The sequence below is a fragment of the Aeromonas diversa CDC 2478-85 genome (genome assembly GCF_000819805.1).
Taxonomy (GTDB): domain Bacteria; phylum Pseudomonadota; class Gammaproteobacteria; order Enterobacterales; family Aeromonadaceae; genus Aeromonas; species Aeromonas diversa.
On sequence record NZ_CDCE01000034.1, the window covers coordinates 106275 to 132033 of the forward strand.

Genomic DNA, 25759 nt, shown 5'->3' on the forward strand with positions numbered 1-25759 from the left:
GGAATCACGATGGCTCTGTTGACCCTGCACGGCGCCTGCCTTTCGTTTAGTGATGCGCCCCTGCTCGATCAGGCCGATCTGCAGATCGAGCGTGGCGAGCGCCTCTGTCTGGTCGGGCGCAACGGGGCAGGCAAGTCCACCCTGATGAAGATCCTGGCCGGCGAGATGAACCTGGACGACGGTCGCCTCATTATCCAGCAGGATTTGAAAATTGCCCGCCTCGAGCAGGACCCACCCGCCTCGAGCGAGCACAGCGTGTTTGACTACGCCGCCGAGGGTCTGTCCGAGGTCGGTGAATTGCTCAAGGCCTACCACCAGGCCTCGCTCCTGGTGGCCAAGGATCCGAGCGATCAGCACATCCGCACCATGAGCCGGCTGCAAGAGCAGCTCGATCACTGCCAGGGCTGGCAGTTTGAGACCCGCATCAACCAGGTGCTGCAACTGCTCGGGCTCGACCCGGAGGCGAGGCTCTCCAGCCTCTCCGGCGGTTGGCTGCGCAAGGTGGCCCTGGCCCGCGCCCTGGCCGGCGATCCCGACATCCTGCTGCTCGATGAGCCGACCAACCACCTGGATATCGACGCCATTCAGTGGCTCGAGAACTTCCTGAAAGATTTTCGCGGCGCCATCGTCTTCATCTCCCACGACCGGGAGTTTATCCACCGTCTGTCGACCCGCATCATCGATCTCGACCGCGGCAAAATCACCTCCTGGCCCGGGGATTACGATCAGTACCTCACCGGCAAGGAGGAGGCGCTGCGGGTCGAGGAGCTGCAAAACGCCGAATTCGATCGCAAGCTGGCCCAGGAAGAAGTCTGGGTACGCCAGGGGATCAAGGCCCGCCGCACCCGTAACGAGGGGCGCGTGCGTGCCCTCAAGGCGATGCGCATGGAGCGGCGCGAGCGCCGCGAGCTGCAAGGCAAGGCCCGCCTCAAGATGGAGGAGGGGAACCGCTCCGGCAAGCTGGTGTTTGAAACCCAGGGCGTGCACCTCTCGTTTGACGACAAGACCCTGTTCACCGATCTGGAGCTGTTGGTGCAGCGCGGCGACAAGATTGCCCTGGTCGGCCCCAACGGCTGCGGCAAGTCGACCCTCATCAAGCTGCTGCTCGGGGATCTCGAGCCCGATAACGGCACGGTGCGCCGCGGCACCAACCTCGAGGTGGCCTACTTCGATCAGTACCGCGAGCAGCTCAACCCCGAGCAGACCGTGATGGAGAACGTGGGGGAAGGCAAGCAGGAGGTGACCGTCGGGGGGCGAACCCGCCACATCCTCGGCTACTTGCAGGACTTCCTGTTTGAGCCCAAGCGGGCGCGCACCCCGGTGCGGGCCCTGTCGGGCGGCGAGAAGAACCGGCTGTTGCTGGCCAAGTTGTTCCTCAAACCAAGCAACCTGCTGATCCTCGATGAACCCACCAACGATCTCGATGTCGAAACCCTCGAACTGCTCGAAGAGCTGCTGGCGGACTACCCCGGCACCCTGCTGCTGGTGAGTCACGATCGCCGTTTTATCGACAATACCGTGACCGGCTGCTGGTTCTTCGAAGGGGACGGGCGGATCAGCGACTACGTGGGCGGTTACGCCGACATGATGCATACCCGTAGCCAACAGGCCAGCCTGACCGCACCGGCGCAAAAGAGCGCGCCGACACCGGTGGCGACGCCAGCCCCAGTGCCCGAGGCCAAGAAGAGCAAGAAGCTCTCCTACAAGTTGCAACTCGAGCTCGAAGCCCTGCCGGCCCGTCTCGAGGCGCTGGAGGCCGAGATCGCCACCCTGCAGGCCGAAATCAATGCCCCGGGCTTCTTCTCTCTGCCGAGCGAACAGACCCAACCCAGGCTCGAAGCCCTGGCCGCCGCCGAGAACGGTCTCGAGGAGGCCTTCCTGCGCTGGGAAGAGTTAGAGGGTATAAAAAACGGCGACTGATAACCTGTCATCGAAACTTCACCCACTTCAAACGCTTGTGTCACATTGTGGCGAGATGATGAAAATTTGGGTTTGACCCACCCTCGTGATTGGGATAATGATGAAAGTCGACCGGTGCAAAATTGGTCGACTTTTTTCCACGCAAAGAGGGTCAAGAATGATGAAGAGACAGAAACGGGACCGTCTGGAAAGAGCACATGCTCGTGGTTATCAGGCTGGCGTTGTCGGCAAGAATAAGGAGGCGTGTCCCTATCAGTGCCTTGATGCCCGAAGCCATTGGCTGGGGGGGTGGCGAGATGCCATGGAAGGACGGGGTTCAGGCCTCTTCATGAACATGAAGTAACGACAGGATAAAACGACGAGGGGCCCGCAGGGCCCCTTAGTCATTGTAACGCTTCACAATCAGAAGCTGCTGGTGTCCTGGAACAGGCCCACCTTCAGATCGGTGGCACTGTAGATGGGACGACCGTCCACCTCGACCACGCCGTCGGCGATCCCCATCACCAGCTTGCGGTTGATGACCCGCTTCATGGTGATCTTGTAACTGACCTTCTTGGCGGTGGGCAGGATCTGGCCGGTGAACTTCACCTCACCCACGCCCAGGGCGCGGCCCTTGCCGGGACCACCCTTCCAACCGAGGAAGAAGCCAACCAGCTGCCACATGGCATCCAGACCCAGGCAGCCCGGCATGACGGGATCCCCCGGGAAGTGGCAATCGAAGAACCAGAGATCAGGGGTGATATCCAGCTCGGCCAGGATCTCTCCCTTGCCGTGTTCCCCCCCCTTGTCGGTGATGGTCACGATGCGATCCATCATCAGCATGTTGGGGGCGGGGAGCTGGCTGTTACCCTCACCAAACAGCTCACCACGGCTGCAGGCCAGCAGCTCTTCACGGGTAAAGCTCTCTTTGCCCTGTTCGCAAAGGGAGAGGCGGGGAGCAGTCATTTCTTCGATCACGGGTCAATCCTTCTCGTTGGCGTTGAGTGCGAGGCCAATTTAGCGTACACCTGTTCGCTAAACAACTCCGATCACTGCCTCACAACCCGAATAGACGGCCCAGCAGGCTCCGCAGCAATCCTTGCCGGGGCAGGGTACCGTTCAGCTCGTCGAGACGAGCCTGAATGCGCCCAAACAGGGTGTCGTCCTTATCCGGCTCGCCGGCGACGCAGCCGGTCAGAAGCTCGATCGCCTCTTCCACGTGGCTGACCGGGTGGATATGGAACTGGCCGGTCTCTACCGCCTCAATCACCTCATCAGAGAGGTTGAGCTGCAGATTGTTGGTGGCAGGCAAAATGATCCCCTGCTTGCCGGTCAGTCCGTGGATCTGGCAGACGCGGAAGAAGCCTTCAATCTTCTCGTTCACTCCGCCCACCGGCTGCACGTTGCCGAATTGATCGACCGCGCCGGTCACGGCGAAGTGCTGATAGATGGGCTGGCGGGCGAGGGCAGAGAGCAGGGCGCACAGACCGGTGAGTGAGGCGCTGTCACCGTCTATCTCGTGATACGACTGCTCGAACACCAGATTGGCGGAGAGGGGCGAGGGGTTCTCGGCACCAAACTTATTGGAGAGGTAACCGTGGATGATCATCATCGCCTTGGCATGGATGTGACCGGCCAGCTCGGCCTTGCGCTCGATGTCGGCCACGTCACCGTCACCCATGTGCACGGTGGCGGTCAGGCGCACCGGCTCGCCGAAGTCGTAGGGATGACCGGCCACCTGGATCACCGAAAGGCCGTTGATCTGACCAATCTCTTCGCCGTCGGTCTGTAGCAGGATCTGGCCGTCGATGACCCCGAGATCCGACTGCTCCACCAGGTAGTTCAGGCGAAAATCCTGCTCGCCCAGGGCCTCGCGAATATGCTCTCCGGTGATCTGCGGGGCGCCTGCGTCGCGGGCCACGCCATCGGCCAGCCGCATCAGGGCACTGATCTGTACATCGGCCAGGGAGAGCCACTCCTGATGATCGCACAGGCGCGAGGCATGACGGCAGAGGGCCGCTACTGCATCCGGCGTAAAGTCGAGCAGTTGCCACTGTTGCATCAGCCCGGCCAGATAGCGGGTGAACTCCTCGAGCTGCAGCTCTACGCTCACTTCGGAGACCAGCTCGGCGCGCAGGAAGATGCGCTCGCTCATGTCCCTGTCGAGCTGCTGGAACTCGGCCACGTCGAGGCGATCGCCAACCAGTATGAGCTTGAGTCTGACCGGCGTAGGCTCGGGGGAGAAGAAGGGAGTAAGGGTCTTGCCTTCCTGGAAGGCGTTCCAGTCCAGCATTCCCTTTTGCATGGCATTCTTGAGCTTGAACCAGAGGTGAGGCTGGGCCAGCAGCTCGTCGAGGGGGAGGAGCAAGTAGCCGCCGTTGGCCTCGCGCACCAGACCCGGCTCGAGCAGGTGATGGTTGGCGTAGACCGAGCCTTGCTCCGTCTGGTAGTTGATGGAGCCAAACAGGGTGTCCCAGTTGAGGTCACGCCCATAGATGACGGGGGCCTCTTTCTGCTCGTGATGGATCAGCAGATTGATGAGGATCGGATGTTGAAATTCCAGCCCAAGAGCCACGTGAGCCGTCAGATCCGAGAGAAAATCGTCGATCTTGGGGTCATCGTTCTGCTTTCGCATGATGCGGGTCACCAGACGCTCCGCATCCAGATGGTGGTTGGCCAGCTTGAGCAGCTCGGCCACCATCTCACAGAATTCGTAACCCGTACCCGGTTGCAGCTGCAGCCAGATGGGTTTGAAAGGGTTGTTGAGGTTTTCGGTAAAGCAGAGATCGAAGAGATCCGAATCCTGGCCGCTGACGCTGTCGATCAGCTGGTTGCATACCGCCTCATAATCCACGCCGGGAAAGCCGTTGAGCAGCATCACAGGCGAATCGCCAGAGAAGTTGGCCAGGCGGTGGATGCCGGAGATGGCGCGTGGTTGCAGGTCGGCAAAAGTGAGCGGCTCGAGTTCTGAAAGAGGGCGAAACGCGGCACTGTCGAAATCAGGCTTAAGCTCTTCTGGTGATAATTCAGCCACTTATGATTGTCCATCTGGGGGCGTAACAATGCTGACATTATACACGGTTCGATCTTTAGAAAAGCAGTTTACCGAGATTTGAGATATCGCATTTAACATAATATATATTATGCGAAGTGACTGATGCGGAGGATAAGGAATGAAGCCGAAAGCGTCCTGGAGCCGTTTTGATGTGGCCGACAGCCTGACCAGCGAAGCCGAGATGGTTGCCTATCTGCAAGCCGCTCTGGAAGATGGTGATCCGGCGCTGCTGACTGCGGCGTTTGATGATGTGGAGCGTGCTCGCGCCAAACTGCGTGGCCAGCCGAGCTATACACTGGAAGAACTGTTGGCACAGTGTGACCCCAATGCCACGTCACCTAGTGAAATGGATTGAGGTCCAGATAGCGGGAAAGAAATCTTATTTTAAATCAATCCCATAGCTTAACCGATCCAGCTTCAAGCTGCTCCTCAGAATCGGCAGGCTTTAACGTTAATGCTGCTGTCGGGTAGCTACCATGGCACGGCTGGCCATTGAAGAACCACTTACAGTTTACATCGTCATCCCGAGTATTAATGTACGTCACCGTCATGTACGGGCTACCACTATTCAGATAGACCACATCACCGACTTTAAATGCCATTTCAGCGCTTCCCCATGCTGGATTAATAGACAAAGTTAAGATGGTGGTTGGAACTTAAGGATTCAAGTGGCCAATGTCATGAAAATGCCGATAACCCTATTTATCGGCATCTGTCGTGAGAGATAACGGCGCCATGTGTTTATCTACGGCGATACAATTCCCGCAGTAAATCGGTCGAAGGTGAAACGCCCTCCTTAGTTTCTTGGTCTGCGATCTTGAGCAGGTCATCGCCCAAGTCGGCCAACCCCGCCATCCGATCTCCCTGCCGCCTGACCACATAGAGGTCGGCCAGCCTGGCAGGTTGATCCGGCAAAGCCCCCTCTCCCGCCACATGCACCTACTCGAGCAGACAATCCAGAGATGCCCTCTCCTGCTCGCCGTCGTCATCCCAAGTCTCGACCCCCATTTGCGGGGACAATACGCCTATGGCGTCTCGATTTGTCCAAGCGCTGAGCCATCCATTCACCTGCCTCAGCCCTGTTGTTGATGACAGTGGCACCCTGCCCTCGCCTTTAGTACCATCCCTGCGTTTTTTGCGGAGTCTCGCTATGCTGATGCACACCCAGGCCGTGACCGGCCTTCCCCCCAATCATCCCTGGGCCATGAGCGACAAGGAGCTGATCCGTCAGCTGCAGGCGCTCAGTGCCAACCTCCCCCCCCATATGGCCGCCCTGATCTTCGAGGCGGCCCAGCGTATCACCGACTACAGCGAAGAGTCCTGACGCACCCTTTTGCGCTGTGGCGCTGCCCTTCTTTCTTCCGAAAGAAGGCTGCGACCACGGCGGAAAATCACTAACTCATCCCCTCTGCGACCTTTATCGCTCGCCTTGTTATCTCTCACGCAGTGGCCCCAGGTGATCGAGGGGCTTGCTGCGTGCGCTTTCGTGGCGCTCGGTGTGGCTGGTATGCAGATACCGCGAGGTGGTCTCGATGCTGTCGTGGCCGGCATCTGCCTGCACATGGGAGAGCGGGCGACCATTGAGGTTGATGTCGTGAGTGATGCCGGTGTGACGAATGGCATGTACCGTCAGGGTTCGCATCTCGGCCGCATCCTGCCAGTGCCCGGCCCGCTCGGCCAGATCGGCTCCGGCTGCGATGACGTTGCCAATCAGATCTCTGAGCTGGCGGATCCCCAAGTTGGCGTTGAGCTCTCCCCGCTCGCGCCCGTGTCCTGCCGCCTTGTGGCGCACAAACAGAGGCGTGCTCTCCCCCGGCGTGGGCAAGGGTGAGAAGCCAAGAAAGCCACGATAGCGCTCGAGCCCTTGCAGCAACGCCGCCGAGACCGCCACGGTGCGCCGCTTTCCTCCCTTGCTGCTGGGAATGTGATAGCCCCAGACGCCCGTCTTGTTGTCACGGCGAAACTGACTCATCACAGGGCTAAAGCCGGGCCTGGCGGCGACTTCAGAGATCCGCAGGTAACAGGCATACATTAGGCGGATGAGAAACAGGGTGCGTTCATGCTGCTCGGGCTGGGCATGGGCCAGCTCCTCGGCCGCCTGCATTACATAGGACCACTGCAACTCGCTGAAGGCCTGCACACTCTCCTCACTCCCCTCCACCGGCCGTTTGTTACGTTGCAGCAGCAGTGCCGGATTTCTCTCCATGTACTCCTCCTGGATCAGAAACTGAAAGAAGGCCGAGAGGATGGCGAGCTTGGTGCGCATGGCGGGTTCGCTCAGGCGATAAGGCTGGGGCAGGCCATCCTCCTTCTTGCCGAGGAAGGGGCGCCAGGCCGGGTTGGCGAGCCGCTCACCCCACTCCTTGTCCTGAACAAACTGGGCCACGTTGAAGTAACCGATGAGATCCTGTGGCGGCGCCTGACAGAACTCCAGATAGCGCATCATAACGCGTCGGGTGAGATCCTTTGGGCTGATGCAGACGTGCTCAAAGCACCAGTGCAAGAAGGTGGTCAGCTCGCTGCGATAGGTCTTGTAGTTATTCTCGCTGTGGCGCTGCTCGAGCAGCCAGTCCACGGCCAACTCATAGACGAGCCCGGCATCCGGAATGGCGGTCAGGCTCAGGCTGGCCAGGTATTGATTGACCTGGGCATTGCCCTCTTCCAGATGGGCAAGGGTGTCAAACAGGGGCATGGCGGGGGGAAGGATGGGGTTCATGAATGGCTCTCTCTGGCCCCATGCCGCGGCGGCGACATGACTGCGGGTCATGGGGGCTGAGCCCCCGTCGTTGGTGTGGTGTTATTCACGCCACATTCACTTTTGTCTCAAAATTCTCGGGTATATATCGGGGTGATATGACTGAATATCCAAATATGTGAATAATTCAGGCTCAAGCCACCTGCTTGAGCGGTTTCTTGCTGCCTTTCTCCTCACCGGGCGCCCCCTTGCCACCGCGCAGCAGGGCGGCAAGGGCCTCACGCTGGCTGGCCAGGTAGAAGGCAAGCCGCTCGCGGTCGATTTCGGCAAGCTCGACCGGCGCCTGCTCGAGCAAGACGGTCAGCTCGTCGCTCAGATCGAGCAGCTTGTCGTAGGCATCGGCCTCCTTCTTGCTGGTAAAGGTCATTTTTTCTACTCCTGCACGCACGACAACGTATTGAATCGCAACTGCCATGATGGACTCCTGAGGGTGGGAACAGGATAAGTATATGTATGGATATACAGTATATCAATCACTCCCGTGTCGACGACCAACTTGGCCTGTTTTCTGCTCAATCTGGATAAACCGGTGAGAGTGAGGCGCTATGCGAGTCTGGCAGTTGATCGATGCGAGTGGTGTCGGGGGGATCGAGACCCATGTTTGTCATCTGACCCGAGCCCTGATAAGCCACGGGCTCGAGGCAGAAATCGTGCTGCTCGGTGACCATGGTCATAGCCCCTTTCGGCGGCGACTCGAGCAGCAGCGTCTGCCGTTTCGAGTGCTGGCCCACTGGCGGCGGCTGCTGCCACTGCTCTGCTCAGGCCGTGTCGATCTGCTGCATACCCACGGCTACAAGGCGGGGATCCTGGGGCGTCTGCTTGGAGCGCTTTGCGGCGTGCCCGTGGTCTCGACCTTTCACAGCGGTGATGACGGTCAGGGGCGCCTCGCCTTCTACAGCAGGCTGGATCGCTGGACCGCTCCCCTTGCAAAATGCATCGCGGTGAGCGGCGAGATAGCCGCAAAACTCAAAGGGCAGGCCCGCCTCATCCCCAACTTCGTGCCACTACCCAACCAGCGGGCCTCGCTCTTGGGAAGGCGCATCGCCTTCGTGGGTCGCCTGAGCGAGGAGAAATCCCCTGCCCTCTTCTGCCGACTGGCCGCCCTCTGCCCACAGGGGGAGTTTCACCTCTACGGTGACGGGCCCCTGATGGGGGAGCTCAGGCGCCAATACGCAGACAGGGTCCAGTTTCACGGTTTTTGCGAGATGTCGACGCACTGGCAAGCGATCGATCTGCTCTGCATCACCTCGGCCTACGAGGGGTTGCCCCTGGCGGCGCTCGAGGCGATGGCCCATGGCATCCCGCTTTGCAGCTTCGCGGTGGGTGGCCTCCCTTCTCTCATCGATCATACGCGCAATGGCTGGCTGCTCCCCCCGGGCGATCTCAAGGCCATGGCGGCGCAGTTGAACCACTGGCTTGGCCTGGACGAGGCCACGCGACTGCTCATGGGAAACCGGGCGCGCCATACCGTGGTGGCGGGTTACAGCATCGAGAGCCGCATGGGGGAGATCCTCTCGGTTTATCTCGAGTAGGCCCGCTGACGCCTGTGGCTGGCGTATCCGCCAGCGAAACCAAGACGGGGGCAAGTGCCCCCGTTTGTCCCTTCGATAACCCTTCCGGTCAGGCGAGCCCCCTCTCCATCAAGCGGAGCAGATAACGGCAGGGGGCCTGCCAGGTCTGCTCGGCCCGATAGCGCTCCCTGGCCAGGCGTGCCGCCCTCTCCCCGATGAGGCGAGCCTGCTGCGGGTCGGCCGAGAGGGCCGCGATGACGCGGGCAAGATCGTCGGGCGAGTCGGCCTCGTATTTGATGCAGTGCACCCCCTCCTCCAGCTCGCGATCCCAATAGGCCCCATCGCGAGGCAGCACCACGCACAGGCCGGCGGCCATGGCCTCGAGCAGCGAGAGGCCGAAGGGCTCACGCTGACTGGTCGAGATAAACACAGAGCAGTGGGCACGAATGATATCCAGGTCCCGCGGGGCGCAATACCAGTGAATACCGGGTCGGGTCGGGTCAATGGTACTCACCGGTTGGCCCGTCTCCTTGGGGGTGAGGTAGCAGACATGCAAAGGCAGGGGATCGCGCAGCTGGCGGTGGGCATCGAGCATCAGATCCAGCCCTTTCCAGCGCAGCAGCGAGGCGGCCCAGAGCATCCCCTGCCCGCTCGAGGGGCTGGGCCACTGCCGCTGGCTGAGGCCATTTTGAAACGGATGCCAGTGCGCCGGTAGCGGCCGACCGAGCAGGCGCTCGAGGCTGGGCCGGGCGCTCTCGAGATAGAAGAGCCGGTCGACCCGCGCCAGCGCTCGGCGGGCGACGCCCGAGCTACCAACAGGGCCATGGACAAACTGCACCGCAGGCCGACCCAAGAGCCGGGCGGCCCAATGGACCGCCAGATCGACGCCGGGGCCCGAGGCGCCGACCAAGGCAGTCACCCCGCCTCTGGCCTGCCACAGGATCTGCAGCAGGATCACCCCCTGTTTGAGCAGATAGCGCCATCCCTGTTCGCACCCCTGTAACCAGGTGGGCAACCAGAGCCGGCGGCAGGTCTGGGCGCGCCAGGAGTCGGAGTCCCGGGTCAGCACCCGGGCGCCCTCGGCCGGTAGCAGGGAGAGCAGGGTCTCGGTGGCCACCTTGGAGCCGCCACGAAACGCGATGGGATCGACGATCAGCAGTGCCATGGCTCAGCCCCCCTGCCCGATGCAGCGGCCCAGCCAGCGCCACAGCCCTGGGGTGCCGGGGTGAGACTCCGGCCGGGTCTTTAACAGAGCCTGCCACTCGCGCTCCATGGCGCCCACATAGCGGGCCATTGTGAAGTGGCGCAGGGCATGGGCTCTGCCCTCCTCCCCGAGGCGCTGACGCACGGTCGAGTCGGTCAGATGCAACATGGCCCCGGCCATGGCGGCCGTGTCTGCGTCCGGGCAGAGCAGGCCGGTGCGGTCGTGGTGGATCACCTCGGGGATGCCACCGACCCGAAAGGCCAGGGTCGGCAGTCCCAACGCCGCCGCCTCGGCCAGGGTGAGGCCGAATACCTCCTCCCTGGCTCCCGACACCACCAGATCGACCCCGCCGCGCAGCCAGCGGCCCACCTCGGGCTGCTCTCCCAACCAAGACACGCAGGAGGCCAGCCCCCGCTCCTCGGCGAGCGCCTTCAGGCTCGCCTCGTCCGGTCCGCTGCCGAGCAGGGCCAGATGCAGATTTGCCCCCGCCTCCCTGGCCAGGCTCATCGCCTCGAACAGCCGGTCGATGCCCTTGCGCGCGATGAGCGAGCCCACCGCTGCCATCAGCAGGGTGTCGGGGGCGATCTCGAGCCATTGGCGCAGCGGGATGGGCGAGCCCTGCATCAGGCGCGGCAGATCCACGGCATTGGGAATGCAGCCCAGTTGCGCCGGAGCCACGCCGTCGCGCGACCAGGCCTCGAGGACGACGCTGCTCACCCCGATGAGGCGATCTGCGCCGTGCACTCTCAGGCTGTAGCGATCGCGCGGCAGATAGCGGGCGTGCAGATGACACAAGAGCGGCAGCGACACAGAGCGCGCCACCGGCACCAACCACTGACAGGGGGCGGCGCTGTTGACGTGGATCAGGCTCACCCCGTGGGTTGCTATCAAGTGGCGCGCCTTGCGCCGCAGACGGGCGTAGCCGGCGAGATCGAAACGGGGGGCGCGCCAGCCGAGCAGCAGGGGAAAGTCGTCGAGCTCTCCTGTCACCCCCAGTGCCTCAGCCTCACGCAGCAAGGCGGGCGAGTTGGTCCAGAGCAGGGGGCGGTAGCGTTGGCGATCCATGTGGGTCAGCAGGTCGAGCAGGCAGCGCTCGCTGCCGCGGATCCAGTCGTCACCATAGTGGACCAGTAGCAGGGTCTCAGCCATGGGGTTGCTCCTTCTCATGGTGTTGAAGGTAACGCAGCAGCGCCACCGTAATGGAGAGCTCGATGTAGACGGGCCAAGTGAAGCCCTGGGTCAGGAACGAGCCGGAGATGATGAAACCGCACAGGGAGGCGGTCACGCCCTCGAGGGCCTGTTGGATGGAAGGGTCTGCGCCCTGGGCCGCTTGCCGTGCGTGCCACGCCCCCTTGAGGGTCGACACCAGCATGACAACGAAGAGGCTGAGGCCGACAAATCCGGTCTCGGCCAGCACCCCGAACCAGGTGGAGTGGACCGCATGGTTGAGCCCGTCCCAGTGGGGGCTGTAGAAGAAGTAGTTGTAATAGAAGTTACTCAGACCCACGCCACGAAACGGGTGATCGAGCGCCATGCCCCAGGCCGCCTGCCAGGCGTAGAGGCGGCCCATGGCCGAGGCATCGACGCCACTCTCGGCGGCCCCCCCCGAGGCGCGTCCGCTGATCCCGGCCAGCACGAAGAGCACCATCAGGGCCACCACACCCAGCGTGATGAGCAGCGCCTTGGAGCGCACCCGGTGCCACGCAAACAGGGCGCTGACGGCGCACAGGCCCAGCAGGCCGCCCCGGCTCTGGGTGGCGATGATGGCGGCGCTCACCAGCACAAAGCAGAGGCCGCCGATCCCATGCCATCCCTTGCCCGCCGGGCCTGCCAAGAGCAGGCTCAGGGAGAAACCGGCCCCGAACAGCAGCACCAGGGAGAGATCGTTCGGGTCCCCCAACACGGAGCCGAGCTCCCGCCCTATGGTGACCCGAGTCCCCTCGACCAGGCCGATCCCGGCGCTCTTGTTGTAGAGGGCCACCACGGCGACCAGGGCTGCCGCGAGGGAGATGACTCGCACCACCCGGCTAAACTCGCGCGGCGTGCGCAGCAGCCAGGCGCAGGCCAGGGTCATCAGATAGATCTTCACATAGCTGCCGCTCCAGTTGGCCATGGCCTCGCCCCGGTTGGCGGCCAGCAGGGCACCGACGGTGACGTGCACGAAGAAGAGGGTGAGCCAGGTGAGCTGGGGTGACCACCAGGGGGTGAGTTGCCCGGTCCAGAGGATATGCCAGAGCAGGGCGGCGATGGCCGCCATGGCGAGCAACTGGGGGATCCGCAGGTTGTAGAGGAAGGGAAAGACCTCGTGCAGGCGAAAGAAGGAGAAGACGATGAAGCCGAGCACCATCCACATGGGGCTGCGCAGGGCGACCAGCAGGGCCGGCAACGCCAGCCCCAGGGCGGGCAGCAGCAAGGGGTGCGGCAGCTTCCACCACAGCAGCGAGGCGATCGCCACGCACAAGAGGGGCAGCCACAAGGGGCTCAGGCGTGCCATTGCCCGGCTCCGACCAATACCAGACTGAGCAAGGCGCTGGCGAGCAGCGGCGAGAGGCGATATGGGAGCCAGAGCAGGCGCTGGCTCACCAGATAGAAGGCGACCGCCCTCCCCCCGTACACCAGCAGCAGGCTCCACACCACTCCGGCCACCCCGTACGCGGGGATCAGCAGGCTGAAGAGCAGCAGACCCGCCAGGCTGGTGCCCAGATTGATCGCCATCTGGCTGTGGCTGCGCTCCCCGAAGAAACAGCCCAGGTTGAGCAGATCCGAGACGTTGCGCACGGCCATGGCCAGCACCAGCGGCGGGATCCACTGGCTGGCGCCGTGGTAACTCGGCGGGGTGAGCCAGGTGATGAGCCAGGGGGCGCTCACGCCGACCAGGCCGGCGATAAGAAACCCCATGGTCGCCCCGAGCACGCTGATGCGGGCGTTATCCTCCCGGCCGTTGGCCTCGCCCAGCAGCTGGAAGCGTCTCGGGTACCACCAGAGCCCGAAGGGTTGCAGCAAGATCCCGACCGCCAGGGCCAGCTTGCTGGCCACCGCATACTGAGCCAGCTCGCTGCTGCCGGCGACGTCGGCCAGCCAGAAGCGATCCACGCCGCTCAGGGCGAAGCCGGCCAAACCGCTCACCAGCACGGGGCCGCCATAGCCGAGCAGGCGCCAGCACATGGCACCGGGCCAGGCGATGCCGCTGTCGCGCCACTGCCAGCGGGTCAGCCAGAGGGCCAGCAACAGGCAACTGAGGGTGCCGGAGGCCAATACCCCGCCGACGCCCCAGCCCAGGGCCAGGCCGCCCAGGGTCATGGCCGTCTGCAGCAGGGTCTTGCCCACCGTGGCCAGAAAGAAGAGACGGGCCTGATCGCGCATCCGCAGCCAGGCCAGCGGGATGGCGATCACCGCCTCGAAGGGGAGCGCGACCAGCACCCAGCGCAGGTGTGAGAGCGGCGTGGCCAAGGGCAGCCATCCCTGCACCAGAGGGGCTGCCAGCCAGCACAGCGGCAGGGCGGCCAGGGCGATGAGCCAGGCCAGCCCCATGGCGCGCGCCACCACGGCGCGTCGCTCGCTCTGTGCCACCACGCCGGCAAAGCGATAGAGGGCCTCGACCAGCCCGAATCCCAGCAAGAGAGACCCCAGGTTGATGACAGAGAGCAGCAGCTCGAGCTCGCCATACTCGTCGGGGGTGAGCGCGTGGGTCAGCAGCGGCAGCAGCAGCAGCGAGACGCCGCGCATCAGCAGCAGTCCGACGCCGTAGTAGCCCATGACGGTGAGCTGTGGCTTGAGTGCGTGCCAGCGCGTCGACAGAGCGATAGAGAGCATGCGCGAGTCCCCCTGGTTGGTTTCACCGGCAGGTGCAAGGAGTGGGCCACGCGGCTGGCAGCCTGCTGTGACGGGGGTTTCCGGCCATGGATGAGCAAAATGCACAGGCGAGCGGCCGAGTTCGCATCGCAAATTGCGCTCAGGCGAGCGCAGACGCGCGCCGTCACGCTCCCTGTCGGGTTGGCCCGAACCCTGCTAAGCCCCCTACAGATCTCTGATCAGCCGAAGGAGCCTCTATGCAAGCTGCACAGCGACTAAAACAGTGGATCAAGCGCGGCGAGAGCCCGCTGGCGCGCACACTATGGCGACTGGCCAAGGGGATGCGCTGTGCCCAGGTGCCGGTGATCCCGCCCCTGCATGCCGCCTTGTTACGACTGCATCTGCTCCTCACCGGGCTTGGTAGCAACCTGCTGCGCGCCCTCTACTGGACGCCCCTCTTCCAATCGCGTCTGGAGGCGAGCGCCCCACGCCTCTATCTCTATGGCGGCATGCCGCTGGTGACGGGCCCCCTTACCATCCGGGTCGGGAGTGACTGCCGCCTCAGCGCGGCCACCACCCTCAGCGGTCGCACCAGTGGGCCCTCGCGCCCCACCCTGGAGATAGGCAACAACGTGGGGATTGGCTGGCAGACCACCATCGCCGTCGGGTGCAGGGTGGTGCTGGGGGATCACGTTCGCATCGCCGGGCGCGCCTTTCTCGCCGGCTACCCCGGCCACCCCCTCGAGGCCGAGGCCAGGGCCAGGGGGGAGCCCGATCGTGAGAGTCAGGTGGGGGACATCATCCTCGAGGATCACGTCTGGTTGGCCACCGGCGTCATGGTGATGGCCGGCGTACGGATAGGACGCGGCACCGTGGTGGCGGCAGGCAGCGTGGTGACCCGGGATCTGCCCCCCAACGTAGTGGCAGCCGGTAATCCGGCTCGCGTGATCCGCAGCCTGGGCAGAGAGGATGCGCCCGCAGTGGCGGCCATCTCAGAGGAGGAGCCGGCATGAGTCGTCAACTGGTGGTCCTCGGGGAGGATTGGGGGGCTCACCCCTCCAGCACCCAGCATCTTATCCGCCGTCTGCTACCCGATTATCGGGTGCTCTGGGTCAACTCCATCGGCCTGCGTGCCCCCGGTTGGCGCGATCTCGGCCGGATCGGGCGCAAGCTCGGGGCAGCCAGCACGCGCTCTGCGCCGCAGGCAATCCCGGAGGGGCTCGAGGTGTTGGCCCCCCTGGCGCTGCCCTGGCACGATCAGGCGTGGGCGCGGCGCATCAACGGCCCCTGGCTCGCCAGCCAGATCCGGCGGCGTGCCCCCTGGCTCGAGGACCCCCTGCTCTGGCTCTCTCTACCGAGCGGGATCGCCCTGGCAGGGCATCTTGCGGAGCGGGCCCTCATCTATTACTGCGGCGATGATTTCGGCGCCCTGGCGGGGGTCGATCATGCGATGGCCCGGGAGTGCGAGCAGGAGTTGGTGGCGCGCGCCCACCTCATCATCGCGGCCAGCCCCGCCCTGGCGGCGCGCTTTCCGGCCCACAAGACCCGGTTGCTGCCCCATGGGGTGGATCTGGATCGCTTCTCGGCGGGGGGGCAGAGACCGGCCGACTTGCCCCGTGGCCGTCCCATCGCCGGCTTCTACGGCAGTCTCTCGAGCTGGATCGATGTGCCCCTGCTGGCCGAGACGGCCCGCGCCCTGCCCCACTGGGATCTGGTGCTCATCGGCCCGCATCAGTGCGATCTCGGTGCGCTGCGCGGCATCGCCAATGTTCACCTGCTCGGGCCGCGCCCCCATGCCCAACTGCCGGCCTATCTGCACCATTGGCAGGTGAGCCTGCTCCCGTTTCGCGACACGCCGCAGATCCGCGCCTGTAATCCATTGAAGCTGCGCGAGTATTTGGCCGCAGGCAAGCCGGTCGTGAGCACCGATTTTCCCGCTCTCGACGGTTATCGGGAGCGGGTGGTGGTGGCCGAGCGCACGGCAGAGGGACTGGCCGAGGCGATCACCCGGGCGGCCCTGGATGCCCCCAAGGGGCCCTGGCTCGAGCGCGAGACCTGGTCGGCCTTGACCCAGCATCCCGGGCGTCAGCTGCGACGCCAGCAGGTGAGTGGCGAGTGTTGGGGGCAACGAGGGGAGACACTCAGGTGCTGGCTGCACTCCTTGGGCTGAGTCTGCTGCTGCCCTTAACCGGGACGGCCACCCCGCAGCGCCTGGATCCGCAGACCCTCGACGCCCCCTTCGACGAACAGCACGAGCTGGTGATCGAGGGAGAGAGCCGCGCCGAACGCTTGGTGACCCTGATCCTTCAGGTCGACGACGCGCGCTCGGTCAACTACCGCACCCGGGTCAATCTGGAGCGGCGTCTTCCCCCCGGCCACTTCTTGCTGCGCTTCCCCTTAAGCGAGTGGCGTACCCAGGAGCCGAGGGCGCTGGCGCTCGGCCAGCTCAAGCGGATCACCCTCTTCATGGCCGACGACGATCCGCCCCTGCTGGTGCACAGTTGGCGCCTCGAGCCGGGTCTTCGCCTTGCCCCCACCACCCAGGCCCTGGATCTGGGGGGGACGGACAGCCCCCTGATGGCGGGTTTTGCCCCCCTGACGCCTGGCGATCCGCGCATCAAGGGAAAGCTCACCCCGGTGCTGCGCCCCGCCGGGGATGCCCTAGTACGCGATGGCCTGCGCGGCGTGGAGCGCGTCACCCTGGAGGCGCCGCCCGGCACCTATCGTCTCACCCTCTGGCTCGAGGAGCCCGGGGAGTGGGAGCTCTTGCCGCACCCGCTGGAGCGGGCTGTCGACGTCAACGGCGAGCGGCTCTGGGAGCAGCGGCTCGATGCCCAGCGCTGGCAAGAAGAGCATTATCTGGCGGGGCGCGAGGAGATCTGGCCCGCCGATCCCTGGCGCCAGCTCGGGGCGCGCCAGGGAGGGCGAGTGAGCCTGACCCTGGTGCACCCAGGGGGAGCCCTGGTGATCCGCCCGCTGGGCCATAGCCCGGATGCCCGCTTCCTCGCCGGCCTGTTGCTGCGCCCGCTCAACGGCCCCGCCGACGAAGAGCGGGTGGAACGCAAGCGTCGCCAGCTCTTTCTCGAGCGCTGGCAGGTGCAGTGGCCCGAGCCGGTGAGCAGCCCGGCCCTGCGTCTGATCCCGCAGGGGCAGGCCAGCGAGCCGGAGGCAATCGCCGCGGCAGGATCGCGCCTGCTGCTGAGCTACGCCATGATGTCGCCAGCCGGCGACGAGTCCCCCACCCTGTTGATCACCCCCCCCGAGCAGCAGGGACACACCCTGAGGATGGTGCCCTATCTCGGCCTCTGGCGCTGGCTGCGGGAGGCGGCCGCCTCCAGCCTGCTGCGCCTGAGCGATGATCAGCTGCAGGAGGGGCTTGCCGCCGTCACCCTGCCACCCGGCTTACCCCGCCGCTTGCATCTGACGATCCAGGTGCCTGCCGATGCCCCTCCCGGCCTCTATGAGGGCGCCGTGCAACTGCTGAGCAAGGGGGAGTTGGTGGTGCGTCCGCTGCGGATCCGGGTGCTGCCGATGACCCTGCCCGAGCCGGAGCGGCCGGCGGGGATCTATCTCGAGCTCGCCCCCGCGCTCTCCTGGTTTGGCGGCGATCAAGAGGCCGCGTTGGCGTGCGATCTCGAGCGCCTCGAGGCGCTCGGTGTGGCGCCGCTCTCCCCACCTCTGGCGCAGGACCCGGCCGCCTTGGGGCGCGTCGGGCAGGGGCTGGCCGGGCACGGCATGAGCTGGCCCCTGCTCGCCTATACCCCCCTCAAACGCTGGTGGGCGCAGGGGGCCGCTGTCGCCATCGAGGCGGTCGCGGCGAGTGAGCGGCGCTGGCGCGAACTGGGGCTGCCCCCCCTCTACTGGAGCCTGGCCGATGAGCCGAGGCCCGAAACCCTGACCGCCTTGCTGGCCGAGGCCGCGTTGCTGCATCGCGCCATTCCCGGGGTTCGCCTGGCGGCGCATTTGAACCATCCCAGTCAGGCCCCCCTGCTCGCCCAGGTGGATCTGGCGCTGATCAACGCCGGATTCGGCGCCGATCGGGAGCAGGTCGAGCGGCTGCAGGGGATGGGCAAGCGGGTGTGGCTCTACAACCTGGGCACCCCGCGTGCGGCCGCCGGCTTCTATTTGTGGCGCAGCGGGGCCGAGGGGATGATCCAGTGGCACGGGCGCATGCCCACCGCCCGCCCCTTCGATCCCACCGACGGGCGCGAGCAGGACTTCCTGCTGCTGGGGGCGCAGTCGTGCCAGCGGCGCGAGATCGGGCTCGATCTCCTGCGGCTGCAACAGGGGATCGAAGATGGCCGCTGGCTGCGCTGGCTGGCCCAGGCCGCCCAGCATGAGAGCGAGGCGGCGGCCCTGCTGGCGCAGCTCTGGCAGCGCACCCCGAGCCGCTGGGTCGAGGCCGCCGCTCGCCCCGAGCAGCAGTGGGATCGCGATCGCCTCGCCATCATCCGGCTGGCAGCAAGGTTGCATTCAGCGCCGGTTCGGTGATTGAATCGGGAGAGACACTGCGCCGGAGACCCCTATGACACGCGCCCTCGCCGTGCTGACCGCCTGCCTGCTGGCCGGTTGCAGCACCAAGCCCCAGACCGATCCGGCCGCCACCTTGCAGATGATCCAACAGCTGCGCGGCCAACAGCAGGAGTCGGCCCCGCTCACCCTGGAGTATCGGGAGAGCGCGCTGGTCCTCAACCCCGAGCAGGAGCAGACCCTGCACCGCTATATCGCCGAGCGGGACCCGGCGACGCTGACCCTGAGCGCGGGACCGGCGGATCAGGGGGATTCCCTGGCCGATGCCCGGCTCGCCAGCAATCGGCTGAGCCAGTTGGCCAGGCTGCTGGCGCCCCGCGCCGTGACGCTGGAGCTGCGTTACGATCCGGCGTTGCCGGTCAATGCCCTGCGGGTGGTGTCCCGTCCTTGAGCAGCGCAAGACAGCCGGGTGCCAGACTGATCCGATAGAGTGGCTCCCGTGGCAGCCCCCACCATCCGCGCCAACCCTGGCGCAGCCGATAGGTGACCAGGGGCAGCCCCTCGCGCTGCTGGCCGGCGAAGCGCACTCCCTGCCAATCGCCAGCCTGGCCCAGTGCCAGCCCCATCGCCTCCCGATCCGCCTCGATGGGGAGCACGCTCAGCGGATGAGCGCAGCCGGGGTGCCGAAAGATCCAGCGGGCATAGCTGCCACCCAGAAGCGGCTCGGCCTGATAGGGCATCCATCCCAGCGCAGCCAGCTCGACCATGATGAGGCGATGGGGCGGCTCGGGTGCCGGGCGCTGATGGCGCCACCAGAGGGTGGCCCCCTGCCCTGCAAGCAGCCCCCCCAGCAGCAGATAACCCGCCAGGACGCGGCCCGCGCTCATGGCCGCCCCCTGCGCCCGGGCGGCAGAAACAGCAGCAGCAGGATCCCCATCATCACCGACCACTGATAGAGCTGGGCCAGGCCGCCAGTGTGCAGCAGGCGGTACCAGCCCAGATCCAGGCTCATCAGCAGCAAGCGAACTTGATTGGCCCCCAAATAGATGAGCAGGCAGAGCAGCAGCCGGCCGAGCTCGGCCCGTGGGGTTCGGTTGTCAAACCAGAGGCGGGCGACCAGCCAGGCGATCACCACCAGATAGAGCTGGGCAAAGGAGGAGCACCCCTTGAGCACCACGAGCGTGTGGCCCCCGGCCCGCGCCACCCGGTTGCCCTCTATCTGGGGGGCCACACCCAGCAGATCCAGCCACAGCGCCACGCCCCTCGCATCCAGGGTGAGCAACCAACCGGAGAGCAGCCCAAACAGCTGGTGCCCCCAAAGCACAGCCAGGGTGAAGGCCAGGGCGATGGCGAGCATGGCGCGCTCCCTCCGCTTCGCGCGTGGAAAGAGGCTGGCCAGCATCAGCAAGGTGGCGATGGCGCGCAAGGTGGCGCTCGGGATCAGCAGCAGCGGCGCCACCAGGGCGATGATCCCGGGCGAAACGCAAAGCTGGGGTGCACTTTGCAATGCAATTGCAAACCACATGGCCAGCAGCAGCACAACCAGCAGGCTGACGTTGTGATAGTTGAACCAGGCGCTGAGCCACTGGGCGATGAGGCCAAGCAGCAGCCACCAGGGGGCCCAGCGCCAGCTGGGGAGAGCGACACGCTCGGCCATAGCTTGCTCCTCGGGGAGATTGGTGCAGAGAAAGCAAGAAGCACGCCGCTGGCACGATTTATCCATTGCCTCCAGGCCAATCATGACCAAGGAGGAGGTGATATGCGCTATAAACGAGTCGGCCTGCTGTGCGGGGTGTTGCTCACCCCGCTGTACGCGCAGGCCCTGACCTATGTGGACACCGAGTTGCAGCTCTTGATGGATGTCTCGGGCAGTGTCTCGGCCAGTGAGTTCAACTTGCAGCTACAGGGATATGTGGATGCCTTCTACAGCAGCGAGGTACAAAACGCCATCCTCGATACCGGTGACGGCAAGACCGGCTCCATCGCCGTTCAGCTCATCATGTGGAGCGGGGCGACCCAGCAGTCGGTGATGACCGACTGGTTCCACCTCTATGACATGACCTCCATCAACGAGTTCGCCGCCACCCTGGATGCCCTGGTGCGCCCCTACTCGGGGATGACGGCGCCGGGTTCGGCCATGGCCTTTGGCGGCCTCCAGTTCGATAGCAACGACTTCACCTCGGCCCGCCAGGTGATGGACGTGTCGGGGGATGGCATGGCCAATGCGGGGCTGGAAACGGCGACGGTCAGGGATCAGTTGCTGGCCTCCGGGATCGACACCATCAATGGCATCGCCATCGGGCAGGATTATGCCGCGGGTGAGCTGCAGCAGTGGTATCTGGATAACATAGCGGGAGGGCAGGATGCCTTCGTCATGAATGCCACCACCTTCGCCGACTTTGGGACGGCGCTGGAGCGCAAGCTCTCGGCCGAGATCCAGGGGGGGATCATTCCGGAGGGAGCCCTGGCGGCGCCCATCGAAGAGCTCCCCCTCCCCGCCCAGCTGTTGCTGGGGCTGCCCCTGCTGCTGGCCTGGCGTTGGCGAGCGAGCTTCACGCCGGTCATGACGACGGGGTGGGCCGTCTGATAGCGAGGGGGGCATTGCCCCCCTCTTCGTTTGACCGCATCGCCGTTAGCCCTCAATCCAGCGCTCCGGCGTGATGGCGGGAATGCGGCCGAGCACGGGCACCCCGGTCAGACGGGCCAGCTGATCCGTGCGGCGCAGGCTGGTGTCGAGCAACTCGCCGGCGATGGCCAAGGAGAGGCCGATGCCGATGCCCCCTATGATGCCGGCCAGCAGGAAGAGCCAGAGGGGTTTGTTGACCGGCGAGCCCCCCGCATAGGGGCGGTCGATCACCTTGACCCTGTCCCCCTGCTCAAAGCCCCCCAGCGCTCCCGAGAGACGGCTCTTCTCGAGGCGGATGGAGAGATCCTGATAGAGCTCGCGGCGCACGGCGACGTCGCGCTCCATCCTGGCAATGGCCTGGGCGACCTCCCCCTCCTGAGTGATGGCGCTGTCGAGGGCGGCGCTCTGCTGATCGATGCCGGCCAGCTCCTGAGTCAGGGCATCGACACGGGCCTTGGCCTGCCGCCAGCTCTCGCTCTCTTGCAGGGTACCGGGCTCGGGGGTCTTCTGCCGCTCGGCCTTGAGGCGCCCGAGCCGGTAGTTCATGGCCTGCACTTCGCTGTGTTGCTCGGTGTAGCGGCTGCGCAGCAGCATCAGCTCGCTCTCCAGCTTGGCGATGTTCTCGTCGAGCAGGCGCATGGCATCGCTGCGGCTGTTGGCGGTCTGGGCCAAGGCCTCACGGGCCACCTCGAGGGCCGTCGCCTTCTCGCTGCGACGACTCTGCAAGTCGTAGCGGCGCGCCGCGTTGAGGGATTGCTGCTCGGGCAGCGAGGCCGAGTGCTCGGCGCGATAGCCGGCCAGCGCCTGCTCGGCCTCTTGCAGGGCGCTGCTGCGCTCGCTGAGCTGACTCTGCAAGAAGCGCTCTGAGGTCTCGGCCGACTGCTTGTCGCGGCTGATGATGTTGTAGAGAAAGCGCCGGGAGATGGCCTCGAGCAGATCGGCGCTCTTCTGGGGGGAGTCTGACTTGACCGTGAGCGCGAGTACCTCATTGCCGATGAGGGAGAGCGAGACGGAGGCCGAGAGCCCCTCGACGATGGCATCACGGGTCTTGGGCGGCGTCTCGTCGCTGATAAGGCCGCTCTCTTTCGCCACCCCATCCATCACGAAGCGGCTGCGCAGCAGGGCCTCGAGCACCTGAAAGCGATCCTTGAGGCTCGAGTCGCTCAGCATCAGATCGCGCAGGCTCGGCACCTGGGAGAGCTCCTGGGGCAGCAGAAAGGTGGTGCGGCTCTCGTACACCTTGGGAGAGAAGAAGCCGACGGCGAGCCCCACCCAGGGGAAGATGAGCACAGGAATGAGGATCCGCCAACGCTGCCGCCAGGCGGCGCAGAGCAATAGATAGAGACGCTGGCTCCAGCCCTGACCCATGTTCTGTCCTCCTCTGCTATCGACCATGTCCGGTGCAAGCAAGATTGAGGCCGAACAAGCTGGCATGAGTTTCGCTGGATGTGCTCTCAGGATGGCAATTGGGGGTGAACAAGATGGTCACGACGTCAGGGGCAGTCGCCCAGATAGTGCAACATTTGGCCCCCGGCGGGCTCGAGACCATGGTGCTCAACATGCAGCAGGCCAGCCCCTGGTCCACCCATGTGATTGCCCTCGAGGGGGATGCCTCCAGCGCCTTTGCCCACTGGTCTCGATTGCCGCTGGGCTCGGGCGAACTGCACTTCGCCGACAAGGGGCAAGGGGTCACCCCCACCCTCTGCTGGCAGCTGGCCAGGCTGTTCAAACAAGCCCGTATCTCTGTGGTTCACACCCACCACCTCGGCCCCCTGCTCTATGGCGGCCTGGCCGCTAGGCTGGCGGGGTGTCGCCTGGTCCACACAGAGCACGACGCCTGGTACCTCGACTCGCCGCGCGCCCGCGCCCTGGCCGGCACGGCCCTGCGTATGCTGCGCCCGACCCTGATCGCCGACGCCGATGAGGTGGCCAAAGGGCTGCGGCGCTGGTTTCCGTGGGCGCAGCCGACGGTGATCCGCAATGGCATCGACACCACCCGCTTCACCCCGGGCGATCGGCACTCAGCCCGTCAGCGCCTCGCCTTGCCGCTGCATGGGCCCCTGCTCGGCTGCGCGGCCCGGCTCGAGCCCGTCAAGGATCACGCCCTGCTGCTGCGCGCCCTGCTCATGTTGCCCGATGAGGTGCATCTTGCGTTGGCGGGGGATGGATCGTTGCAAAATGCACTGCGCGATCAGGCGGTTCACCTTGGGCTGGCGCATCGAGTTCATTTTCTCGGTCAGGTCGAGCAGATGCCCCACTTCTATCGGGCGCTCGATCTGATGGTGCTGCCCTCCCTGGCCGAGGGGCTGCCCCTGACCCTGCTCGAGGCCCAATCCTGCAATACCCCGGTCATGGCCTTCGACGTGGGGGGCTGCGCCGAGGCGATCTGCCCCGATACCGGTTATCTGCTCGCACAGCGCAGTGACCATGCGTTGGCCACGGCGCTGCGGGCAGCCCTGCAGCATCCAAGAGGCGGCGCACCCCGGCACTTTGTGCTGCACCATGGCAGCGAGCAGGCCATGGTGGCGGCCTATGGCCGCACCTATTTTCCCCGGATAGAGGAGCAATGGGCATGAACACGCTGCTGGCATGGAGCCTGTGGCTGGCCGCCTTCCTGGTGGTCTATCACCATCTGGGTTATCCCCTGCTGCTGCGATGGGAAGGGCGCGCCGCCCCTGCGCCTGTGCCCCACCGGGTTCGGGGCTATCGCGACCGTGACGAGGATGTGGCGCTGCCCACGGTGACCCTCATCATGCCGGTCTATAACGAAGCGGCCCTGATGGAGGCCAAGCTCTATAACCTTATCTGCCTCGACTATCCCCCCTCTCGCCTGCGGGTGGCAGTCCACTTTGATGGCTGCACGGACGAGAGCGCCACCATCACCCGGGGGCTGCTGACCCGGCCCGAGTTTGCCGGCTTGTCAGTGACCTTGGCAGTCCACGAACGTAACCGGGGCAAGGTGGCGGTGCTCAACGAGGCGCTGGCCCAGTGTGACAGCGAACTTATCTGCCTGACCGATCTCTCCGCGCTGCTGCCGGCCGATACCCTGCTGCTGATGGTGGCGCACTTTCAAGATGGCGCCGTCGGCGTGGTGGGCGGCGGTTATCGCTTCTGGCAAGCCGGATCGCCCGGTGAGGAGCGTTACTGGCACTATCAGAGCCGCATCAAACTCGACGAGGCCACGCGCGGCGACATGCTGGGGGCGCACGGCGCCTGCTACATGGTGCGCCGCTCGGCCGTGACGACCCTGCCCGGCGATACCATCAACGATGACTTCATGCTCCCCTGCCTGGCGCTGCTCAGAGGGTTTCATGCCCGCTATGAGCCGCGGATACCGGCGCTGGAGCTGGAGGTCTCCCATCCCGAGCTGGAGGCCAGCCGCCGCCAGCGGATCGGCGCCGGCAACTTGCAACAGCTGCTGCGCCTGCTCCCCTTGCTCCATCCGCGCCATGGCTGGACGGCGCTTAACTTCGCCAGCGGCAAGGGGCTCAGGGTACTGATGCCCTGGTGCCTGCTCTTTATCTGGGGGGCAAGCCTGACCCTGGCACAGGTACACCCCCTCTACCTGGTCCTGGCCCTGCTGCAGACGCTCGGTTACACCACCCTGGCCCTGCTGCATCTGGCCCGTGCGCCGCTGCCGGGCAAGGTGGCGAGCCTGCACTATCTGGTGCTCGGTCACTGGTACAACGGTCTCGGTGCGGTGCGCTACCTGCTGCGCCGTCCTCTCATGTGGAAAAAGATGGAGTCATCACGATGAAGACAAGTCTCTCCCTGCTTACCCGCCGCCTCAAGCGCGGCATGGATCTGGCCGGTGCCACCGCAGGCCTGGTGATCACAGCCCCCCTCTGGCCCCTGATCGCGTTGGCCGTGCGCCTCGACTCGCCAGGGCCGGTCATCTTTCGCCAGCTGCGTATCGGCACCGCCTTGCCCGATCGCAGCACCCTCTTTTACATGCTCAAGTTTCGCACCATGCGTAGCGACGCCGAGCAGCAGAGCGGGCCTGTCTGGTGCCAAAAGGAAGATCCCCGCATCACTCGGGTGGGCCGCTTCTTGCGCCGCAGCCGTCTCGATGAGCTGCCCCAGCTTATCAATGTGCTGCGCGGCGAGATGTCCCTGATTGGGCCGCGTCCCGAGCGGCCCGGTATCGCCAACCGCCTGGAGGGGGCCATCCCCTTCTTTATCGAGCGCACCTACGAGGTGCAGCCGGGGATCACCGGCCTGGCCCAGGTGAAGCAGGGCTACGACGAAGATCTGGCCAGCGTGCGCAGCAAGCTCGCCTTCGATCTCGCCTACATAGTCCAGCTGCACCACCCCTGGCGCTGGTTGCTGCAGGATCTGACCATCGTCTGGCTCACCCTGATGGTGATGGTGGGGCTCAAGGGTCGTTAATCTCGGGGGCGGAGCGCTCCGCCCCTTCGCTTTGCTCTCATCGCGTTAGTTCTCCCCC

The 25759-nt window shown here is 65.0% G+C and carries 25 protein-coding genes; 13 read left to right on the forward strand and 12 right to left on the reverse strand.

The features are described 5' to 3' along the window. The first annotated feature begins 9 nt into the window (after positions 1–9). Positions 10–1920 (forward strand): ATP-binding cassette ATPase Uup, encoded by a 1911-nt coding sequence (gene uup / locus BN1121_RS14790; protein ID WP_005359560.1) that lies wholly within the window; start codon positions 10–12, stop codon positions 1918–1920. A 157-nt stretch (positions 1921–2077) separates the two neighbouring features. After that, positions 2078–2263 carry a ribosome modulation factor gene (rmf, locus tag BN1121_RS14795; RefSeq protein WP_407921524.1) on the forward strand — a complete coding sequence of 62 codons (186 nt, stop codon included), beginning with the start codon at positions 2078–2080 and terminating at the stop codon, positions 2261–2263. Between the two features lie 59 nt (positions 2264–2322). On the opposite strand, the gene fabA is transcribed toward rmf, so the two are convergent. Beyond that, the gene (fabA, locus tag BN1121_RS14800; RefSeq protein WP_043158103.1) at positions 2323–2865 is read right to left on the reverse strand and encodes a 3-hydroxyacyl-[acyl-carrier-protein] dehydratase FabA; all 543 of its coding nucleotides are present in this window, start codon (positions 2863–2865) and stop codon (positions 2323–2325) included. Between the two features lie 91 nt (positions 2866–2956). After that, complete coding sequence (locus BN1121_RS14805) at positions 2957–4933, reverse strand: Lon protease family protein (protein ID WP_005359548.1); 1977 nt, start codon at positions 4931–4933, stop codon at positions 2957–2959. A 139-nt stretch (positions 4934–5072) separates the two neighbouring features. Here BN1121_RS14805 and BN1121_RS14810 point away from each other — a divergent pair, with 139 nt between their 5' ends. Next, positions 5073–5309: a hypothetical protein gene (locus tag BN1121_RS14810; RefSeq protein WP_005359547.1), complete on the forward strand. Its 237-nt coding sequence runs from the start codon at positions 5073–5075 to the stop codon at positions 5307–5309. 34 nt (positions 5310–5343) lie between these two features. Here BN1121_RS14810 and BN1121_RS19520 read toward each other — a convergent pair whose 3' ends face one another. Beyond that, complete coding sequence (locus tag BN1121_RS19520; protein WP_043158095.1) at positions 5344–5556, reverse strand: YodC family protein; 213 nt, start codon at positions 5554–5556, stop codon at positions 5344–5346. Between the two features lie 548 nt (positions 5557–6104). On the opposite strand from BN1121_RS19520, the gene BN1121_RS19820 reads away from it, so the two are divergent. Beyond that, on the forward strand, positions 6105–6278 hold the full coding sequence (locus tag BN1121_RS19820; RefSeq protein ID WP_156139404.1) for a hypothetical protein: 174 nt from the start codon (positions 6105–6107) through the stop codon (positions 6276–6278). A 108-nt stretch (positions 6279–6386) separates the two neighbouring features. Here the strand turns inward: BN1121_RS19820 and BN1121_RS14825 are convergent, their stop codons facing one another. Then, entirely contained in the window at positions 6387–7670 is a 1284-nt protein-coding gene (locus BN1121_RS14825) for a tyrosine-type recombinase/integrase (RefSeq protein ID WP_005359543.1), read from the reverse strand. A gap of 172 nt (positions 7671–7842) precedes the next feature. After that, entirely contained in the window at positions 7843–8124 is a 282-nt protein-coding gene (locus BN1121_RS14830) for a YebG family protein (protein WP_043158093.1), read from the reverse strand. 130 nt (positions 8125–8254) lie between these two features. Between BN1121_RS14830 and BN1121_RS14835 the strand changes: the two genes are divergently transcribed. Then, a complete protein-coding gene (locus tag BN1121_RS14835; RefSeq protein ID WP_005359541.1) occupies positions 8255–9241 on the forward strand; it encodes a glycosyltransferase family 4 protein in 987 nt (328 codons plus the stop codon). An 88-nt stretch (positions 9242–9329) separates the two neighbouring features. Here the strand turns inward: BN1121_RS14835 and BN1121_RS14840 are convergent, their stop codons facing one another. From BN1121_RS14840 to BN1121_RS14855, 4 genes are read right to left on the reverse strand one after another with little or no spacing between them, the layout of a single operon-like run. Further along, positions 9330–10385: a glycosyltransferase family 4 protein gene (locus BN1121_RS14840; RefSeq protein ID WP_005359540.1), complete on the reverse strand. Its 1056-nt coding sequence runs from the start codon at positions 10383–10385 to the stop codon at positions 9330–9332. A 3-nt stretch (positions 10386–10388) separates the two neighbouring features. Then, entirely contained in the window at positions 10389–11573 is a 1185-nt protein-coding gene (locus tag BN1121_RS14845) for a glycosyltransferase family 4 protein (RefSeq protein WP_005359535.1), read from the reverse strand. Further along, a complete protein-coding gene (locus tag BN1121_RS14850; protein ID WP_005359531.1) occupies positions 11566–12918 on the reverse strand; it encodes an O-antigen ligase family protein in 1353 nt (450 codons plus the stop codon). Before BN1121_RS14850 ends, BN1121_RS14845 begins: the two co-directional genes overlap by 8 nt. Beyond that, positions 12906–14237, reverse strand: a complete 1332-nt coding sequence (locus BN1121_RS14855) for a lipopolysaccharide biosynthesis protein (protein WP_005359528.1) — start codon at positions 14235–14237, stop codon at positions 12906–12908. The genes BN1121_RS14850 and BN1121_RS14855 overlap by 13 nt, the downstream gene beginning before the upstream one ends. A gap of 236 nt (positions 14238–14473) precedes the next feature. Between BN1121_RS14855 and BN1121_RS14860 the strand changes: the two genes are divergently transcribed. From BN1121_RS14860 to BN1121_RS14875, 4 genes are read left to right on the forward strand one after another with little or no spacing between them, the layout of a single operon-like run. Then, positions 14474–15229: an acyltransferase gene (locus tag BN1121_RS14860; RefSeq protein WP_005359526.1), complete on the forward strand. Its 756-nt coding sequence runs from the start codon at positions 14474–14476 to the stop codon at positions 15227–15229. Continuing rightward, a complete protein-coding gene (locus tag BN1121_RS14865; protein WP_043598017.1) occupies positions 15226–16386 on the forward strand; it encodes a glycosyltransferase in 1161 nt (386 codons plus the stop codon). The genes BN1121_RS14860 and BN1121_RS14865 overlap by 4 nt, the downstream gene beginning before the upstream one ends. Continuing rightward, a complete protein-coding gene (locus tag BN1121_RS14870) occupies positions 16362–18707 on the forward strand; it encodes a hypothetical protein (RefSeq protein ID WP_231553042.1) in 2346 nt (781 codons plus the stop codon). The genes BN1121_RS14865 and BN1121_RS14870 overlap by 25 nt, the downstream gene beginning before the upstream one ends. Positions 18708–18741: 34 nt before the next feature. Continuing rightward, positions 18742–19137 (forward strand): hypothetical protein, encoded by a 396-nt coding sequence (locus BN1121_RS14875; RefSeq protein ID WP_005362354.1) that lies wholly within the window; start codon positions 18742–18744, stop codon positions 19135–19137. Here the strand turns inward: BN1121_RS14875 and BN1121_RS14880 are convergent. Continuing rightward, positions 19106–19573 (reverse strand): hypothetical protein, encoded by a 468-nt coding sequence (locus BN1121_RS14880; protein ID WP_005362353.1) that lies wholly within the window; start codon positions 19571–19573, stop codon positions 19106–19108. The two genes, BN1121_RS14875 and BN1121_RS14880, sit on opposite strands and share 32 nt — an antisense overlap. Continuing rightward, the gene (locus tag BN1121_RS14885; protein ID WP_005362352.1) at positions 19570–20343 is read right to left on the reverse strand and encodes an archaeosortase/exosortase family protein; all 774 of its coding nucleotides are present in this window, start codon (positions 20341–20343) and stop codon (positions 19570–19572) included. The genes BN1121_RS14880 and BN1121_RS14885 overlap by 4 nt, the downstream gene beginning before the upstream one ends. A gap of 102 nt (positions 20344–20445) precedes the next feature. On the opposite strand from BN1121_RS14885, the gene BN1121_RS14890 reads away from it, so the two are divergent. After that, positions 20446–21273, forward strand: coding sequence for a DUF1194 domain-containing protein (locus BN1121_RS14890; protein ID WP_005362351.1), 828 nt, complete (start codon positions 20446–20448; stop codon positions 21271–21273). Between the two features lie 45 nt (positions 21274–21318). On the opposite strand, the gene BN1121_RS14895 is transcribed toward BN1121_RS14890, so the two are convergent. Then, on the reverse strand, positions 21319–22680 hold the full coding sequence (locus BN1121_RS14895; protein WP_005362350.1) for a GumC family protein: 1362 nt from the start codon (positions 22678–22680) through the stop codon (positions 21319–21321). A 113-nt stretch (positions 22681–22793) separates the two neighbouring features. Between BN1121_RS14895 and BN1121_RS14900 the strand changes: the two genes are divergently transcribed. Genes BN1121_RS14900 through BN1121_RS14910 form a run of 3 tightly spaced genes read left to right on the forward strand, consistent with a single transcriptional unit; the run spans position 22794 to position 25701 of the window. Next, positions 22794–23888 (forward strand): glycosyltransferase, encoded by a 1095-nt coding sequence (locus BN1121_RS14900; protein WP_043598081.1) that lies wholly within the window; start codon positions 22794–22796, stop codon positions 23886–23888. After that, a complete protein-coding gene (locus BN1121_RS14905; RefSeq protein ID WP_005362348.1) occupies positions 23885–25069 on the forward strand; it encodes a glycosyltransferase in 1185 nt (394 codons plus the stop codon). The genes BN1121_RS14900 and BN1121_RS14905 overlap by 4 nt, the downstream gene beginning before the upstream one ends. Continuing rightward, entirely contained in the window at positions 25066–25701 is a 636-nt protein-coding gene (locus BN1121_RS14910) for a sugar transferase (RefSeq protein ID WP_005362347.1), read from the forward strand. Before BN1121_RS14905 ends, BN1121_RS14910 begins: the two co-directional genes overlap by 4 nt. Positions 25702–25759: the final 58 nt, after the last annotated feature.

Coding starts and splice junctions, on each gene's coding strand:
- BN1121_RS14910 (WP_005362347.1), top strand. CDS start 25,066: ATGAAGACAAGTCTCTCCCTGCTTACCCGCCGCCTCAAGCGCGGCATG.
- BN1121_RS14810 (WP_005359547.1), top strand. CDS start 5,073: ATGAAGCCGAAAGCGTCCTGGAGCCGTTTTGATGTGGCCGACAGCCTG.
- BN1121_RS14845 (WP_005359535.1), bottom strand. CDS start 11,573: ATGGCTGAGACCCTGCTACTGGTCCACTATGGTGACGACTGGATCCGC.
- BN1121_RS14860 (WP_005359526.1), top strand. CDS start 14,474: ATGCAAGCTGCACAGCGACTAAAACAGTGGATCAAGCGCGGCGAGAGC.
- BN1121_RS14855 (WP_005359528.1), bottom strand. CDS start 14,237: ATGCTCTCTATCGCTCTGTCGACGCGCTGGCACGCACTCAAGCCACAG.
- BN1121_RS14900 (WP_043598081.1), top strand. CDS start 22,794: ATGGTCACGACGTCAGGGGCAGTCGCCCAGATAGTGCAACATTTGGCC.
- BN1121_RS19820 (WP_156139404.1), top strand. CDS start 6,105: ATGCTGATGCACACCCAGGCCGTGACCGGCCTTCCCCCCAATCATCCC.
- BN1121_RS14825 (WP_005359543.1), bottom strand. CDS start 7,670: ATGAACCCCATCCTTCCCCCCGCCATGCCCCTGTTTGACACCCTTGCC.
- BN1121_RS19520 (WP_043158095.1), bottom strand. CDS start 5,556: ATGGCATTTAAAGTCGGTGATGTGGTCTATCTGAATAGTGGTAGCCCG.
- BN1121_RS14885 (WP_005362352.1), bottom strand. CDS start 20,343: ATGGCCGAGCGTGTCGCTCTCCCCAGCTGGCGCTGGGCCCCCTGGTGG.
- fabA (WP_043158103.1), bottom strand. CDS start 2,865: ATGACTGCTCCCCGCCTCTCCCTTTGCGAACAGGGCAAAGAGAGCTTT.
- BN1121_RS14890 (WP_005362351.1), top strand. CDS start 20,446: ATGCGCTATAAACGAGTCGGCCTGCTGTGCGGGGTGTTGCTCACCCCG.
- rmf (WP_407921524.1), top strand. CDS start 2,078: ATGATGAAGAGACAGAAACGGGACCGTCTGGAAAGAGCACATGCTCGT.
- BN1121_RS14875 (WP_005362354.1), top strand. CDS start 18,742: ATGACACGCGCCCTCGCCGTGCTGACCGCCTGCCTGCTGGCCGGTTGC.
- BN1121_RS14905 (WP_005362348.1), top strand. CDS start 23,885: ATGAACACGCTGCTGGCATGGAGCCTGTGGCTGGCCGCCTTCCTGGTG.
- BN1121_RS14880 (WP_005362353.1), bottom strand. CDS start 19,573: ATGAGCGCGGGCCGCGTCCTGGCGGGTTATCTGCTGCTGGGGGGGCTG.
- BN1121_RS14835 (WP_005359541.1), top strand. CDS start 8,255: ATGCGAGTCTGGCAGTTGATCGATGCGAGTGGTGTCGGGGGGATCGAG.
- BN1121_RS14895 (WP_005362350.1), bottom strand. CDS start 22,680: ATGGGTCAGGGCTGGAGCCAGCGTCTCTATCTATTGCTCTGCGCCGCC.
- BN1121_RS14865 (WP_043598017.1), top strand. CDS start 15,226: ATGAGTCGTCAACTGGTGGTCCTCGGGGAGGATTGGGGGGCTCACCCC.
- BN1121_RS14830 (WP_043158093.1), bottom strand. CDS start 8,124: ATGGCAGTTGCGATTCAATACGTTGTCGTGCGTGCAGGAGTAGAAAAA.
- uup (WP_005359560.1), top strand. CDS start 10: ATGGCTCTGTTGACCCTGCACGGCGCCTGCCTTTCGTTTAGTGATGCG.
- BN1121_RS14850 (WP_005359531.1), bottom strand. CDS start 12,918: ATGGCACGCCTGAGCCCCTTGTGGCTGCCCCTCTTGTGCGTGGCGATC.
- BN1121_RS14840 (WP_005359540.1), bottom strand. CDS start 10,385: ATGGCACTGCTGATCGTCGATCCCATCGCGTTTCGTGGCGGCTCCAAG.